16 protein-coding genes are annotated in these 15,376 nt (G+C 69.3%); 1 reads left to right on the top strand and 15 read right to left on the bottom strand.

Annotated features, from left to right (window positions below; translation table 11 throughout):
• Positions 1 to 28: 28 nt before the first annotated feature.
• The 12 genes from ITJ68_RS05945 to ITJ68_RS05890 all read right to left on the bottom strand — a co-directional run bounded on the left by ITJ68_RS05945 (position 29) and on the right by ITJ68_RS05890 (position 10,270).
• Positions 29 to 790, bottom strand: a complete 762-nt coding sequence (locus ITJ68_RS05945; protein ID WP_194660806.1) for a YaaA family protein — start codon at positions 788 to 790, stop codon at positions 29 to 31.
• Between the two features lie 5 nt (positions 791 to 795).
• Positions 796 to 1,059 carry a F0F1 ATP synthase subunit epsilon gene (locus tag ITJ68_RS05940; RefSeq protein WP_194625493.1) on the bottom strand — a complete coding sequence of 88 codons (264 nt, stop codon included), beginning with the start codon at positions 1,057 to 1,059 and terminating at the stop codon, positions 796 to 798.
• Between the two features lies 1 nt (position 1,060).
• Positions 1,061 to 2,515, bottom strand: a complete 1,455-nt coding sequence (gene atpD, locus ITJ68_RS05935; protein WP_071274944.1) for a F0F1 ATP synthase subunit beta — start codon at positions 2,513 to 2,515, stop codon at positions 1,061 to 1,063.
• A 43-nt stretch (positions 2,516 to 2,558) separates the two neighbouring features.
• Positions 2,559 to 3,461 carry a F0F1 ATP synthase subunit gamma gene (locus ITJ68_RS05930; protein WP_194660384.1) on the bottom strand — a complete coding sequence of 301 codons (903 nt, stop codon included), beginning with the start codon at positions 3,459 to 3,461 and terminating at the stop codon, positions 2,559 to 2,561.
• Positions 3,462 to 5,090 (bottom strand): F0F1 ATP synthase subunit alpha, encoded by a 1,629-nt coding sequence (gene atpA / locus ITJ68_RS05925; RefSeq protein ID WP_194660383.1) that lies wholly within the window; start codon positions 5,088 to 5,090, stop codon positions 3,462 to 3,464.
• 107 nt (positions 5,091 to 5,197) lie between these two features.
• Entirely contained in the window at positions 5,198 to 5,992 is a 795-nt protein-coding gene (locus ITJ68_RS05920) for a F0F1 ATP synthase subunit delta (protein ID WP_194660382.1), read from the bottom strand.
• A gap of 2 nt (positions 5,993 to 5,994) precedes the next feature.
• Positions 5,995 to 6,576 (bottom strand): F0F1 ATP synthase subunit B, encoded by a 582-nt coding sequence (locus tag ITJ68_RS05915; protein WP_194660381.1) that lies wholly within the window; start codon positions 6,574 to 6,576, stop codon positions 5,995 to 5,997.
• An 8-nt stretch (positions 6,577 to 6,584) separates the two neighbouring features.
• On the bottom strand, positions 6,585 to 6,827 hold the full coding sequence (gene atpE / locus ITJ68_RS05910; protein WP_071274929.1) for an ATP synthase F0 subunit C: 243 nt from the start codon (positions 6,825 to 6,827) through the stop codon (positions 6,585 to 6,587).
• Between the two features lie 61 nt (positions 6,828 to 6,888).
• Positions 6,889 to 7,674: a F0F1 ATP synthase subunit A gene (atpB, locus tag ITJ68_RS05905; RefSeq protein ID WP_139200640.1), complete on the bottom strand. Its 786-nt coding sequence runs from the start codon at positions 7,672 to 7,674 to the stop codon at positions 6,889 to 6,891.
• A 180-nt stretch (positions 7,675 to 7,854) separates the two neighbouring features.
• Positions 7,855 to 8,349, bottom strand: a complete 495-nt coding sequence (locus ITJ68_RS05900) for a hypothetical protein (RefSeq protein WP_194660380.1) — start codon at positions 8,347 to 8,349, stop codon at positions 7,855 to 7,857.
• Positions 8,346 to 9,599 (bottom strand): MraY family glycosyltransferase, encoded by a 1,254-nt coding sequence (locus ITJ68_RS05895; protein ID WP_194660379.1) that lies wholly within the window; start codon positions 9,597 to 9,599, stop codon positions 8,346 to 8,348. The genes ITJ68_RS05900 and ITJ68_RS05895 overlap by 4 nt, the downstream gene beginning before the upstream one ends.
• Positions 9,596 to 10,270, bottom strand: a complete 675-nt coding sequence (locus ITJ68_RS05890; RefSeq protein ID WP_194660378.1) for an L-threonylcarbamoyladenylate synthase — start codon at positions 10,268 to 10,270, stop codon at positions 9,596 to 9,598. Before ITJ68_RS05890 ends, ITJ68_RS05895 begins: the two co-directional genes overlap by 4 nt.
• Positions 10,271 to 10,308: 38 nt before the next feature.
• Here ITJ68_RS05890 and ITJ68_RS05885 point away from each other — a divergent pair, with 38 nt between their 5' ends.
• Positions 10,309 to 10,956: an HAD family phosphatase gene (locus tag ITJ68_RS05885; RefSeq protein WP_323743234.1), complete on the top strand. Its 648-nt coding sequence runs from the start codon at positions 10,309 to 10,311 to the stop codon at positions 10,954 to 10,956.
• A 57-nt stretch (positions 10,957 to 11,013) separates the two neighbouring features.
• On the opposite strand, the gene prmC is transcribed toward ITJ68_RS05885, so the two are convergent.
• The 3 genes from prmC to rho are packed head-to-tail and all read right to left on the bottom strand — an operon-like array spanning position 11,014 to position 15,297.
• Complete coding sequence (gene prmC, locus ITJ68_RS05880) at positions 11,014 to 11,889, bottom strand: peptide chain release factor N(5)-glutamine methyltransferase (RefSeq protein WP_194660804.1); 876 nt, start codon at positions 11,887 to 11,889, stop codon at positions 11,014 to 11,016.
• Between the two features lie 12 nt (positions 11,890 to 11,901).
• The gene (prfA, locus tag ITJ68_RS05875; RefSeq protein ID WP_194660377.1) at positions 11,902 to 12,984 is read right to left on the bottom strand and encodes a peptide chain release factor 1; all 1,083 of its coding nucleotides are present in this window, start codon (positions 12,982 to 12,984) and stop codon (positions 11,902 to 11,904) included.
• A gap of 3 nt (positions 12,985 to 12,987) precedes the next feature.
• Positions 12,988 to 15,297 (bottom strand): transcription termination factor Rho, encoded by a 2,310-nt coding sequence (rho, locus tag ITJ68_RS05870; RefSeq protein ID WP_416354641.1) that lies wholly within the window; start codon positions 15,295 to 15,297, stop codon positions 12,988 to 12,990.
• Positions 15,298 to 15,376: the final 79 nt, after the last annotated feature.

Raw genomic sequence — 15,376 nt, 5'->3', positions numbered from 1 at the left:
ATCCTGTCCCTGTGCAGGGATCGTCTGCTCAGGCTGCAGCAGGCTGCAGGCTCTCCGCGACGAGGTCCCAGCCGCCGTCCACCCGCTCGAGCACCACACCGACCTGCGACGCCCAGTCGGCCAGGTCGTCCATCGACCCGACGGTGGCGTCGGTCCGGGCCAGCAGCGACACCAGGCGGCCCTTCGCGGTCTTGTTCCAGTGGTTCAGGGCCTTCCGTCGACCGGAGCCGTCGACGCTCACGACGCGGAGTGTGACCGCACCCTCCGCCGGGCCGAGCGCACGGTAGCCCTCGGAACGGAGGTCGAGCACCAGCCCGTCAGCGCGGGAGCGGAGTGCGGCCCGGGACGGACCGGGCCAGTGCGCCGCGAGTCGGAGCGGACCCAGGCGGGCGTCGTGGGACAGGCGGTACGCCGGGATCAGGTCGCCGGCTCCGATCGGCCCGAACATCGCGGACTGCACCACGACGTGGCGGGACCACCAGTCGCGGACCGCGGCCGACGCACCGGGCACGTCGAGGGGGTCGTAGAGGACACCCGTGTACCGCTCGATCGCGGGGAGCGTCGGCGAGGTCGTCAGTGCGAGGTTCCGGAAGCGTTCCGCGATCGACTTCGGGCCGAGCTTGAGCGCCGCCCGCGCAGAGGACTCCTCGGAACTGACGGAGCGGGCCGCGGTGATCACCGCGGCCCGCTCGTCGGACAGTTCCGGGAAGGAGAGCCCACCCAGGTCGAGGGTGGAACCCGTGTCCCCGCCCTCCCGCTTCGTCTCGGACGGCGGGAGGAGGACGGTCAGTCCGGTCAGGACGCCAGCGCGGCCTGCCGCGCCACGATCGTGACCGTGTCGTGCTCGACGGAGAGGAAGCCGTCCTCGGCGTCGACCGCGACGGTGGAGCCGTCGGCACGCGTGATGCGGACCTGGCCCTGCGCGAGGATCGCGAGCATCGGCTCGTGCCCCGCGAGGATGCCGATCTGGCCCTCGGTCGTGCGTGCGACGACCATGGAGGTGTCGCCCGACCAGACCTCGCGGTCGGCCGAGACGACACTCACGGTGAGACCCGCCATGTCAGCGGTTCTCCTTCTGGATCTGCGACCACTTCTCTTCCACGTCGTTGATCCCACCGACGTTGAAGAACGCCTGGGTCGCGACGTGGTCGAACTCGCCGTCGGCGATGGCGGCGAAGGACTCGATGGTGTCCTTGAGGGGCACCGTGGAGCCCTCGACACCCGTGAACTTCTTCGCCATGTAGGTGTTCTGGGACAGGAACTGCTGGATGCGACGTGCGCGCTCCACCGTGATCTTGTCCTCTTCGGAGAGCTCGTCGACACCGAGGATGGCGATGATCTCCTGCAGCTCCTTGTTCTTCTGGAGGATCTGCTTGACGCGCGTGGCCGTCTGGTAGTGGTCGGCGCCCAGGTACCGGGGGTCCATGATCCGCGACGTGGAGGTCAGCGGGTCGATCGCCGGGTAGAGGCCCTGCGACGCGATCTCACGGGAGAGCTCGGTCGTGGCGTCCAGGTGCGCGAACGTCGTGGCCGGAGCCGGGTCGGTGTAGTCGTCAGCCGGCACGTAGATCGCCTGCAGCGAGGTGATCGAGTGACCACGCGTCGAGGTGATGCGCTCCTGGAGCACACCCATCTCGTCGGCGAGGTTGGGCTGGTAGCCCACGGCGGACGGCATGCGGCCGAGCAGCGTCGAGACCTCGGAGCCGGCCTGCGTGAAGCGGAAGATGTTGTCGATGAAGAGCAGGACGTCCTGCTTCTGCACGTCGCGGAAGTACTCCGCCATCGTCAGCGCCGACAGGGCGACCCGGAGACGGGTCCCCGGCGGCTCGTCCATCTGGCCGAACACGAGGGCGGTCTTGTCGAAGACCCCCGCCTCTTCCATCTCACCGATGAGGTCGTTGCCCTCACGGGTGCGCTCACCGACACCGGCGAACACCGACACACCGCCGTGGTCCTGCGCGACGCGCTGGATCATCTCCTGGATGAGGACGGTCTTGCCGACGCCCGCACCACCGAAGAGGCCGATCTTGCCACCCTGCACGTACGGGGTGAGGAGGTCGATGGACTTGATGCCGGTCTCGAACATCGAGGTCTTCGACTCGAGCTGGTCGAAGGCCGGGGCCTTGCGGTGGATCGGCCAGCGCTCGGTGATCTCGAGCTTCTCGTCGGTGTTGAGCACGTTGCCCAGCACGTCGAAGACCTTGCCCTTGGTGACGTCGCCGACGGGGACCGAGATCGGGGCGCCCGAGTCACGGACCTCCTGACCACGGACGAGGCCGTCGGTCGGCTTCAGGGAGATGGCACGGACGAGGTCGTCACCGAGGTGCTGCGCGACCTCGAGGCCGATCTCCTGCGACGACTCACCGATGGTGATGGTCGTGAACAGGAGGTTGTACATCTCGGGGATGGCGTCATGCGGGAACTCGATGTCGACGACGGGACCCGTGACACGGGCGATCCGGCCGACACCGGGCGCCGACGACGTCTCGACCGCGGTGGTTGCGGTGTCGGTCATGGCTGGTGCCTTCCTGGTGGGTTCTGTCCGCGAACGACGCGGACTACTTCTTCTTCGACGAGAGGGCGTCGGCGCCGCCGACGATCTCGGAGATCTGCTGCGTGATCTCGGCCTGACGCGCGTTGTTCGCGAGTCGGGTGAAGTCACGGATCAGGGAGTCGGCGTTGTCGCTGGCCGCCTTCATCGCCTTCTGGCGTGCGGCGTGCTCGGAAGCAGCCGACTGCAGCATGGCGTTGAAGATGCGGCTCTCGATGTAGACCGGGAGCAGCGAGTCGAGCACCGCATCGGCGTCCGGCTCGAACTCGTAGAGCGGGAGCGGGGCGTCGCCGGTGGGCTCGTCCACGCCGTCCACGACCTCGAGCGGGAGCAGGCGCACGACCTGGGGCTCCTGCGTCGCGAGGCTCAGGAAGCGGTTGAAGACGATGTGGATCTCGTCCACGCCGCCCTCGGCCGTGTCCTGGAGGAACTTCGACACGACCGCGTCGCCGATCTCCTTGGCCGTCGAGAACTCGGGCTGGTCGGTGTTGCCCAGCCACTGCCGCTCGGACGGGCGCTCACGGAACGCGAAGTACCCGACGGACTTGCGCCCGACCAGGTAGTAGACGACGTCCTTGCCCTCGCTGCGGAGCAGGGAGGCGAGCTCCTCACCCTGCTTGAGGACGTTCGTGCTGAACGCGCCGTTCAGACCGCGGTCCGACGTGAAGAGCACGACGGCGGCACGGGTCGACGACTCGGGCTCGGTGGTCAGCACGTGGTCGACGTTCGAGAACGTCGCCACGGCCGACACGGCCCGGGTCACCGCACGCGAGTACGGACCGGAAGCGGCCATGCGGGCCTGCGCCTTCTGGATCCGCGACGCCGAGATCAACTCCATCGCGCGAGTGACCTTCTTCGTGGTCTTCGCGGACTTGATTCGCTGTCGGTAGACCCGGACCTGCGCTGCCATCTAGCGACGACCCTTGACGATCTGCTCCTGGTCGACGTCCTCGGAGTCCGCGGCGTCGAACTGCTCAGAACCGAGCGTCTTGCCGTCGCTCGTCTGGAAGCTCTTCGTGAACTCGTCGATCTGCTTGCCCATCTCGGCGACGGTGTCGTCGCTGAGCTGGTTCGTCTCGCGCAGGGTCGTGAGCACGTCGGAGTTGCGACGCAGGTGGTCGAGCAGCTCGGACTCGAAGCGCAGCACGTCCTTCACGGGGACGGTGTCGAGCTTGCCGTTGGTGCCGGCCCAGATCGAGACGACCTGCTCCTCCACCGGGTACGGCGAGTACTGCGGCTGCTTGAGCAGCTCGGTCAGGCGCGCACCACGGTCGAGCTGACGACGCGAGGCCTGGTCGAGGTCCGACGCGAACATCGCGAAGGCCTCGAGCGAGCGGTACTGCGCCAGTTCGAGCTTGAGCGTGCCGGAGACCTTCTTGATCGACTTCACCTGGGCGTCACCACCGACGCGGGACACCGAGATGCCCACGTCGACGGCCGGACGCTGGTTCGCGTTGAAGAGGTCCGACTGCAGGAAGATCTGGCCGTCGGTGATCGAGATCACGTTGGTCGGGATGTACGCCGAGACGTCGTTCGCCTTGGTCTCGATGATCGGGAGACCCGTCATCGAGCCGGCGCCGAGCTCGTCGGACAGCTTCGCGCAACGCTCCAGCAGACGGGAGTGCAGGTAGAAGACGTCACCCGGGTAGGCCTCGCGCCCCGGCGGACGACGCAGGAGGAGCGACACCGCACGGTAGGCCTCGGCCTGCTTCGACAGGTCGTCGAACACGATGAGGACGTGCTTGCCCTGGTACATCCAGTGCTGGCCGATGGCCGAACCGGTGTACGGGGCGAGGTACTTGAAGCCGGCCGGGTCGGAGGCCGGAGCGGCGACGATGGTGGTGTACTCCATCGCGCCGGCGTCCTCGAGCGCACCCTTGACGGAGGCGATCGTGGAACCCTTCTGACCGATCGCGACGTAGATGCAGCGGACCTGCTTGTTCTCGTCGCCCGAGTCCCAGTTGGCCTTCTGGTTGATGATCGTGTCGATCGCGATCGCCGTCTTGCCGGTCTGGCGGTCGCCGATGATCAGCTGACGCTGGCCACGGCCGACGGGGATCATCGCGTCGATGGCCTTGATGCCGGTCTGCATCGGCTCGTGGACCGACTTGCGGCTCATGACACCGGGTGCCTGCAGCTCGAGGGCACGACGGCCCTCGGCTGCGATCTCGCCGAGGCCGTCGATCGGGGCGCCGAGCGGGTCGACGACTCGGCCGAGGAAGGCGTCGCCGACGGGGGCCGAGAGGACCTCACCGGTACGGGTGACTTCCTGGCCCTCTTCGACACCGGAGAACTCGCCGAGCACGATGGCACCGATCGAGTCCTCGTCGAGGTTCTGGGCGAGGCCGAGCGTGCCGTCCTGGAAGCGGATGAGCTCGTTGGCCATGACGCCGGGGAGGCCCTCGACGTGGGCGATGCCGTCACCGGCGTCGGTGACGTGCCCGATCTCGGCCGTGGAGGCCTTCGTCGGCTCGTAGTTCGAGACGAAGTCCTTCAGGGCATCACGGATCTCATCGGGGCTGATGGTGATGTCTGCCATGGGATTTTCCTTGTTGGTTTCCGGGGCCCTGCGGCTCCGAGAGGGTGATGCTGCCCGGTGGGGACAGTTCCCGTTGTGGACTTGGGGTGACGGGTTCGACCGTACGCTCAGCCGGCGAGCTGGAGCCGGAGGTCGGCGAGGCGCGTGGACACGGTGCCGTCGATGACGTCGCCGCCGACCTGCACCCGGACCCCGCCGACGACCTGGGGGTCGACGACGTGGTTGACGATGATGTCCCGGCCGTAGCGCTCCGAGAGACCGCGGGCGACGCGGGCCGCCTGGCCGTCGGAGAGCGGGACGGCCGTGATGACCGTCGCCACGACCTTGTCGGCCTGGTCGGCCACGATGCGCGAGGCATCACGGACGAGTTCGCCGATCCGGCGGCCACGGGGCTGCTGGACGAGGGCCGACAGGATCGTCACCGTCTGCGGCGACGACTTGCTGCCGATCAGCCGCTCGACGAGTGCCGCCTTCTGCTCCGGGCTGCCGAGCTTGGTGCCGAGCGCCAGCTCGAGACCGGCGTCCGAGCGGACCGCCGTCTCGAAGGCGAACAGCTCGGCCTCGATCGGGGTGCCCGGGTCCGCGGTGGCAGCGACGGCGCGGATGCCCGCGTCCTCGATGCCGGCGAGCAGGTCCTGCTGCGAGGACCAGCGCGAGCCGGCCACCGCGGTCAGCACGGCGCGCGTGGCGTCGGACTGTCCGGCGAAGACCCGGTCGACGACCGACTTCTTGCCGACGACGTCGGCGGTCGGGTCGGCCAGCAGCGTGAGGAGCTGGGACGCACCGGCGACCACTCGCCCTGCGGCGAGGACCTCAGCACCCGTCACCAGGTCAGCGCTGACGCCGAGGTCGGCCAGCACCGCCTGCGTCGACGTCATGGCTGAACGGGTGGCGCTCCGCATGCTCAGCGCTCCGTCTCGACCTGCGAGGCCTGGACCTGCGAGGACTCGACGCTCTTCGACGACTCGAGGTCGGCGAGGAAGCGGTCGACGACCGCGGTGGCCTTGGCGTCGTCCTTGAGGGACTCGCCGATGACACCCGACGCGAGGTCGAGGGCCAGCGAACCGACCTCGGTGCGGAGCGACTGGAGCGCACTCTGACGCTCGGCCTCGATCTGCGCCTGGGCATTGCTCGTGATCCGCGCAGCGTCGGCCGAGGCCTGCTCGCGCACCTCGTTGCCGATGGCGGTCGCGTCGGCACGGGCCTGCTCGCGGATCCGCGAGGCTTCGGCACGGGCGTCGGCGAGCTGCTTGTTGTACTCGTCGAGTGCTGCGGCGGCCTGCTGCTGGGCAGCCTCCGCCTTCTTGATGCCGCCCTCGATGGCCTCGGTGCGCTCATCGAGCATCTTCGTGATGCGCGGCGTGACGACACGCCAGAACACCAGGAAGATGATGACGAAGGCAACCAGCGACCACACGATGTCGTACACCGGGGGGACCAGCGGATTGTGCGTTTCCTCCGCCGCGATGATGAGTGCAGTGTTCATCGAGAGCCTTAGTTGGTGCTGGTGAAGATGAAGTACGTGGCGATGCCGATGAAGGCCAGGGCCTCGGTGAAGGCGATACCGATGTACATGAGGGTCGTCAGGCGGCCCTGGAGCTCAGGCTGGCGGGCCACGGACTCGATCGTCTTGCCGACGACGATGCCGACGCCGATGGCCGGGCCGATCGCAGCGAGGCCGTAGCCAACCGTCGCGATGTTGCCGTTGATCTCCGCGAGAACGGTCGTTGCGTCCACGTGTTTTCCTTTCGAGGTGCGGGTCCGACGGATGCCGGTCCCGTAGGGGGTCAGTGAGGAATCAGTGCTCGTCGGCCAGCGCCAGCTGGATGTAGACGGCGGTGAGGAGCATGAAGACGTAGGCCTGCAGCAGCGCGACGAGGATCTCGAAGAAGCTGAAGGCGATGCCGAACGCGATGGTTCCGATGCCGAAGGCCTTGAAACCGAGCGACGCGTCGAAGAAGAAGAACTGCGTGGCCGAGAAGAACAGGACGAGCAGCAGGTGCCCGACGACCATGTTCATGAGGAGTCGCAGTGTCAGCGTGACCGGGCGGAGCACGAACGTCGAGACGAGTTCGATCGGCGTCACGATGATGTACAGGTACCACGGCACCCCGGGCGGGAAGAGCGAGTTCCGGAGGAACGTGCCCGGGTGCTTGCGCAGCCCCGCGTAGATGAAGGCGACGTAGGCGACGATCGCGAGGATCATCGGCATCGCGATGCGGCTGGTGCCGGCGAGGTTGAGCCCCGGGATCAGACCCGTGAGGTTCATGAACAGCACGCCGAAGAAGATCGTCGCGAGCAGCGGCAGGAACCGCTTGCCGTCCTTCTCACCGAGGTTGTCGAAGGTGTTGCGTCGCACGACGTCGAAGCCGTACTCGATGAACGCCTGACCGCGGTTGGGGATCAGCTTGAGCGCCCGGGTCCCCGCGAAGGCGAAGACGAGCAGCACTGCGACCGCGATGAAGCGGATGATGACGACACGATCGATCTCGAAGGGCGTCCCGGCGAAGAAGATGGGGTCCGGGAAGAACTCGTTGATCGACGGGCCATGGAACTCGGCGGCCTTGCTGCTCCCCGCCGCCACGGTGTTGACCGCGGCGGAGAGAGACAGGGGAAGAGCGTGGGATAGCAGCGCTGTCTCCTGTGTCGGCGCGCGCACGTCATGGCACGCGATGGTGGACTGTGTGGAGGCTCGTCCCGCCCGAGCAGTGCTCCGGACGCGGACGTGTCAAACCCTATCAGGTGCGCGGACCTTCCCGGGCTCTCAGACCCGCGGGCCGTCGCTCCCAGGCTCCGCGGAGGCGGACGACGAGCCGTCCCCCGGCAGCGGCACGTCGATCGGTACGCGGCCCTTGGCGATGACGGTGACGTCGATCACGAGGGACCCGACCACGCCGACGATGATGGCCACGGCGAGCACGGGCGTGTCGACCCAGTCACGGTCCTTGAGCAGGACGAGCACGACGATGAAGAGCACGAACTTCACGAGGAACATCCCCATGATCGTGCCGAAGAAGGCGCCGGAGATCATCTGTCCGCCGGAGAACCGGATCGCCAGCAGGACGCTGACGGCGGTCAGCCCGCAGAACACGACGCTCATCACGGCGCCGATGAGCCCACCGGCGAGCCCCGGTCCCCCGGCGACGAGGAACCCGACCAGTCCCCCGACGACGGCCAGCGCGCCGGCGAGCAACGCTCCCTGCACGAGGATCCGCCGGAACAGCGGGGTGATGTGGTCGAGGCCGTTCGGCGTGGTCACGAGGGGTCTCCAGAGGGGGAAGGGGTCGGGCGGTCGCGGACGGCTGCGGCGCGGTCCAGGGGGTCCAGGCTGGCGTCGACGACGCTGCCGGCGACCCGTGCGGTCCTCGCAGCGGTCTGTGCGGCGATCTCGGTCCGTTTCCGGCCGAGCGGTGCGAACGTCGCGATGGCGCAGATGGTGAACCCGACCGACACGAAGACGACGACCCACCACCACTCCACGAACAGGAACAGCAGACAGCCGACAGCGACGGTGGCCGTCCAGGCGTAGAAGATCAGCACGGCGTGGAAGTGCGAGTGGCCCATGTCGAGCAGCCGGTGGTGCAGGTGCTTCCGGTCGGCGGAGAACGGGGACTTGCCCGCGCTGAGCCGTCGGGACACCGCGAGCCCGAAGTCGAGCATCGGCACGATGAGGATCGCGAACGGCAGCAGGATCGGGATGAACGCGGGCAGCAGGTCGGTACGGGAACGGACGGCGGCCGGGTCGATGTTGCCGGTGATGGACACCGCGCTCGTGGCCATCAGGAAGCCGACCAGCAGTGCGCCCGCGTCGCCCATGAAGAGCTTGGCGGGGTGCCAGTTCAGGACGAGGAAGCCGCAGCAGGCCCCCACGAGGACCGCGGTGAGCAGCGACGGCAGGTTGAAGAAGAACTCCGTCTGCACGACGACGCGGTTGATGAAGAACGTGTAGAGGAAGAACACCCCGCCGGCGATGATCGCGACACCGGCGACGAGGCCGTCCAGCCCGTCGATGAAGTTCACCGCGTTCATCACCAGCACGACCGCCAGCACGGTGAAGATCAGGCTCATGTAGGACGACCCGACGCCGAGCGTGTTGCCGATCGGCAGCGACACGATCGCCACGCCCTGCCACGCCAGGATGCCCGCGGCGATGATCTGCCCCGCGAGCTTCGTCATCCAGTCGAGGTCCCAGATGTCGTCGGCCACGCCGAGCACCACGATGATCGTGGCGCCCGCCAACACGGCGAGCACGCGCTGCGGTTCCGCGAAGACGAGCCGGAAGAAGTCGATGCCCTGGATCTCGGGGAAGACGAACCACGCGCAGAGCAGCGAGACGACGACGCCGAGGAACATCGCGATGCCGCCGAGCCGTGGCACCGGCGTGCGGTGCACGTCACGTTCGCGGACCTGGGGGTACCACTTGTACTTCACGCCGAGCTTCCACAGCAGGAAGCTGACGACGAAGCTCACGAGGGCCGAGATGGCCCCCGCGAGCAGGTAGTACTTCACGTCCTGAGGTCGTCCCCGACGACCCGTTCGATCTCGGCGTCCGAGATCACGCCGTGGCGCACGATGCGCAGGCCGTCGCCGGTGGCGAGCCCGGTGGCGTCGACGATCGTCGACCCGGTCGACGCCGCGAAGCCGTCGTGCGGCGCCAGCGACCCACCGTCGAGGTAGACGGCGACGCTGTCACCGAGCATCGCCTCGGCCGCGTCGACGTCCATCGCGGCCGGGTCCCCGGTCGAGTTCGCGGAGGAGACCGCGAGCGGGCCGACCTCCTGCAGGAGTTCGAGCGCGATCCGCGAGTCCGGCATCCGGAGCGCCACGGTCCCCCGGGTCTCGCCGAGGTCCCAGTCGAGGGACGGCTGCGCGCCGAGAATGACGGTGAGGCCGCCCGGCCAGAACTCGTCGACGAGGTCGCGGACCTGCTGCGGGACCTCGCGAGCGAGTGCGTCCAGCGTCGCCGGCCCGGGGATGAGCACGGGCGGCGGCGACTGGCGCGTGCGGCCCTTGGCGTCGAGCAACCGCTGCACGGCGGTCGCGTCGAAGGCGTCCGCGGCGATGCCGTAGACGGTGTCGGTGGGGAGCACGACGAGTTCGCCCCGTCCGAGTGCGGCACGTGCGAGCCGCATCCCGGTCAGGAGCCCGTCGGGGTCGGTGCAGTCGTATCGGGATGCCATGACTCGCACGATGATAGTGCGACAGAATAGGCGGCATCGTGAACGAGACCCCAGCGCCCCGCCTCCTGTTCCTCTTCGACATGGACGACGTCCTGGTCCGCTACGACTGGGAGACCCGCATGGCGGGCCTCACCGAGCTCACCGGGCACGACCTGGTGGAGCTGCGGCGACGCTGGTGGGTGTCCGGCCAGGAGCAGCGCGCCGAGGCCGGGCACTTCCCCGACGGCGACACGTACCTGGCCGCGTTCCAGGAGGCCATGGGCTGCGAGGTCCCGGAGTCGGAGTGGGCGCGGGTCCGCGGTTCCGCCATGACCGAGCTGCCGGAGCGCATCGAGGCCGTCCGCATCGCGGCCGAGCACGGGCGTGTCGCCCTCCTGACGAACAACGGTCCGCTGGCCGGTCGGTGGATCCACGAGTGGGCGCCGTCCCTGCCGCCGCTGTTCGGGGAGCACCTCGACACCACGAGCAACTTCGGCGCGAGGAAGCCGGAACCCGAGGTCTTCCTGCGGGCGCTCGACCACCACGGCGCCGCCGCGTCGGACACCTTCTTCGCCGACGACATGCCCGAGAACGTCGCGGGAGCCAGGAGCGTCGGCATCCACGCGGTCCTGGTCGAGCACGACACCGACCTGCGGGACGCCGTCCACGCGTTCGTCGCGTCGCGCACGGGCGCCAGCGTCGCCTGACCCAGCGCCGTCTGACCCAGCGCCGAGACTCGGCCTGGAGGCCCAGCTCGGCCCCGCCTAGCGCGTCGCGGTGGTCGTGCGGTCGCGTCCGGTCAGGTCCTGGTGCGTCTCCGGGGACCGGAACCCCCGGCGCGCCAGGACCTCGCGCACGGCGGCGCCCTGCGGTTCGGCGTGCTCGACGACGAGCAGGCCGCCCGGCACGAGCAACCGCCACGCGCTCTCGGCGAGGGCACGGACCGCGTCGAGGCCGTCCGGCCCGCCGTACAGCGCGAGGGCCGGGTCGTGGTCGCGGACCTCGGGGTCGACGGGGACGGCGTCGTCCGGCACGTAGGGCGGGTTCGACACCACCACCGACACGGTGCCGTCGAGTTCCGGGAACGCGTCGGCGAGGTCGCCCTCGACGAGACGGACCGTCCCGCCGTACGTCGCCACGTTGCGCCGGGTCCACGGGAGCGCCTCCGGCGACCGCTCGACGGCGTACACGAGGGCGTTCGGCACCTCGGTGTCCATGGCGATCGCGATCGCGCCGCTGCCCGTGCCGAGGTCGACCGCGATCGGCTCGGGCACGGCCGCGGCACGGAGCGCGTCGATGCCGAACTGGACGACGCCCTCGGTCTCCGGACGCGGCACGAAGACACCGGGCCCGACGGCCAGGGTCAGCGCCCGGAAGTGCGCCTCACCGGTGATGTGCTGGAGCGGCAGCCGGGTGGCGCGTCGGGCGACGGCCTGTCGGAAGCGGTCGACGTGCTCCCCCGCGATCGTCCCGCCGGTCATGGCACGGGCCTGCACCGCGCCGCGCGACGTGTCGGTCGCCCAGGCGAGCAGGAGCTCGGCGTCCACCCGCGGGGTCGGGACGCCGTGCGCGACGAACGCGGCGGTCGCCTCGTCGAGGAGGCGATCCGCCGCGTACGTGACGGGCGTGTCGGCGGTGATCAGGGCCTCCTGTCAGGCGCCCTGGTCGCCCACGGCGGCCAGCCGGGCCTCTTCGTCCGCGCGGATGGCGGACTCGATGACCGGCTCGAGCGCACCGTTCATGACGCGGTCGAGGTCGTAGGCCTTGTACCCGGTGCGGTGGTCCGCGATCCGGTTCTCCGGGAAGTTGTACGTGCGGATGCGCTCCGACCGATCCATCCCGCGGATCTGCGACCGGCGAGCGTCCGAGGCGAGGGCGTCGATCTCCTCCTGCCGCTTCGCGAGGATGCGGGCACGCAGGACGCGCATCCCCGCCTCTCTGTTCTGCAGCTGCGACTTCTCGTTCTGCATCGCCACCGTGATGCCCGTGGGCAGGTGGGTGATGCGGACCGCGGAGTCGGTCGTGTTCACCGACTGACCGCCGGGACCGGAGGACCGGTACACGTCGATCTTGAGGTCGTTCTGGTTGATCTCGACCTCTTCGGGCTCGTCGACCTCGGGGAAGACCAGCACGCCGGTCGTCGAGGTGTGGATGCGCCCCTGCGACTCGGTCGCCGGCACCCGCTGGACACGGTGCACGCCGCCCTCGTACTTGAGGTGCGCCCAGACGCCCTGCGCGGGGTCCGAGGAGGTCGACTTGATCGCGACCTGGACGTCCTTGTAGCCGCCGAGGTCGGACTCGGTGCGCTCGAGGAGCTCCGTCTTCCAGCCCTTGGACTCCGCGTAGTGGGAGTACATGCGCAGGAGGTCGGCGGCGAACAGCGCCGACTCCTCGCCGCCCTCACCGCCCTTGATCTCCATGATGACGTCGCGGCCGTCGTCCGGGTCGCGCGGGATCAGGAGACGACGGAGCCGTTCCTGGCGCTCCGCGAGCTGCTCCTCGAGCCCGGGGACCTCTTCCGCGAAGGCCTCGTCCTCACGGGCGAGCTCCCGGGCGGCGGCGAGGTCCTCCCCCGCCGCCGTCCAGGCCTCGTAGGCAGACCGGATCCGGTTCAGCTCGGCGTAGCGCCGGTTGACCTTCTTCGCTCGGGCCGCGTCGGCGTGGAGCGCGGGGTCCGACAACTGCTGTGTCAGGTCCTCGTGTTCCGCCAGCAGCCCGGCCACCGACTCGAACACCGGTTACTCCTGGTGGCCGAGGTGACCGTTCCCGGTCGCCGGGACGGACTTCTGGACCTGGACCAGGAACTCGACGTTCGACTGCGTCTCCTTGAGGTTCCGCAGCACGATCTCGAGGGCCTGCTGCGGGTCGAGCCCGGCGAGGGCGCGACGCAGCCGCCACGTGATCGTGACCTCGTCCGCGGAGAGCAGCTGCTCCTCGCGACGGGTGCCGGACGCGTTGACGTCCACGGCCGGGAAGATCCGCTTGTCCGCCAGGTGGCGGTTGAGGCGGAGCTCCATGTTGCCGGTGCCCTTGAACTCCTCGAAGATCACCTCGTCCATCTTCGACCCGGTCTCGACGAGCGCCGTGGCGAGGATGGTCAGCGAGCCGCCGTTCTCGATGTTGCGGGCGGCGCCGAAGAAGCGCTTGGCCGGGTAGAGCGCGGCGGCGTCGACGCCACCGGACAGCACGCGGCCGGAGGGCGGGGTGACCTGGTTGTAGGCGCGACCCAGGCGGGTGATCGAGTCGAGCAGCACGACGACGTCGTGGCCCAGCTCGACGAGGCGCTTCGCACGCTCGATGGCGAGCTCGGCGACCGTGGTGTGGTCCTCGGCGGGACGGTCGAAGGTCGAGGCGATGACCTCGCCCTTCACCGTGCGCTGCATGTCGGTGACCTCTTCGGGCCGCTCGTCGACCAGGACGACCATGAGGTGCGCCTCGGGGTTGTTCTTCGAGACCGCGTTCGCGATGGCCTGCAGCACGACGGTCTTGCCGGCCTTGGGCGGCGAGACGATCAGGCCGCGCTGGCCCTTGCCGATCGGCGACACCAGGTCGATGATCCGCGTCGACAGCTTCGCCGGCTCGGTCTCGAGACGCAGGCGCTCGTTCGGGTACAGCGGGGTGAGGTCCTGGAAGTCGACGCGGCTCGCGGCCTCGTCGGCGGTCTGGCCGTTGATCGTGTCGATCTTGACCAGGGCGTTGTACTTCTGGCGGCTCTGCTGCTCGTTGTCGCGCGGCTGCTTGATCGCACCGACGACGGCGTCGCCCTTGCGCAGGTGGTACTTCTTCACCTGGCCGAGGGAGACGTAGACGTCGCTCGGGCCCGGGAGGTACCCGGTCGTGCGCACGAAGGCGTAGTTGTCGAGGACGTCGAGGATGCCCGCGACCGGGATCAGGACGTCGTCCTCGGTGATCTCCGGCTCGAACTCGTCGTTCTGACCGCCACGGCCGCGCTTGCGGTCACGCTGACGACGGCTGCGGCCGTTCTCGGCCTCCTCGTCACGACGCTGCTGGTCGTCACGCTGCTGCTGCGCCTGGCTCTGGCCGTTCTGGGCCTGCTGGCCGTTCTGCTTCTGCTGCGCCGGCTGCTGGGCCTGCTTCTGCTGGCCGTTCTGGCCCTGCTTCTGCTGGTCCTGCTTGGCGTCGGCCTGCTTCGGCTCGGTCTGCTTGTCGTCGGCCTGCCGGTCGTCCGTCTGCTTCTGGTCGGTGCGGGCCTGCTGGCCGTTCTGCCGACCGTTCTGCTGACGCCCCTGCTCGGCGTCCTGCTGGTCGCCGTTCTGCTGGTCACCGTTCTGACCGCGGCCACGACCGCGACCACGGCTGCGACGGCCACGGCGCGAACCGCCCTCGCCGTCACCGTTCTGGTCGTCGTCCTGACCCTGCTGCGCGGAGTCGGAGCCCTGCTCGTCGGTGGCTGCGCTCTGCGGCTGGTCGGCACTGCGCGGCTGGTCGGCGCTCTGGGGCTGCGCGGCCGACTGCGGCTGCTCGGCGTCCTGCGGCTGCTCGGCCTTCTGGCCGCGGCGACGACGCTGGCCGCCGGACTGCTGGCCACCGGACTGCTGGCCGTTCGTCTGGGCGGCTTCCTCGGCGTCCTTCTCGGCGCGCACCTGGTCGAGGCCGGCGAGGAGGTCCTCGGTGCCGGTCTGGCCGTGGTTGGCGTGCTCGGCGGCCGTCGTCGGCGCGGTGGTCACCGTGCCGCCCGAGGTGGCGCGGCGCGAGCGACGGGCGCGGGAGGGTGCTGCCTGGAGCGTCGGTGCGACGTCGGCGCTGTCGGTCACCTCCGACCCGGCGTCGTGGTGGGTGGGCGTCTCCGGCTGGAGCTCGGCCGAGACCACTGCGGCGTCGGTGCCGGTCGTGGTCGCGGTGGCGGCGGGGGTGGCGGGGGCCTCGGGCTGGCCCTCGGGGCGCTTGTCCTCGATCGAGGCGATCAGGTCGCCCTTGCGGAGCTTCGAGAGCCCCGTGATGCCGAGGGCGGAGGCGATGCGCTGCAGCTCGGGGAGGCGCAGGGCACGCAGGTCGCTGGGGATCTCCACCGAGGCGGAGTTGTTCACGTTGGTCAAGTTGTTCGTTCCTTCCGAACCGCAGAGCGCGGAGAGTTTCCACCGACTTCCCACGCGATGCGCTGGCGCT

Source organism: Curtobacterium sp. VKM Ac-1395 (assembly GCF_015350975.1).
GTDB lineage: Bacteria > Actinomycetota > Actinomycetes > Actinomycetales > Microbacteriaceae > Curtobacterium.
The sequence above is the reverse complement of the archived record's forward strand: the minus strand, read 5'-3'. Positions and strand labels throughout refer to the sequence as shown.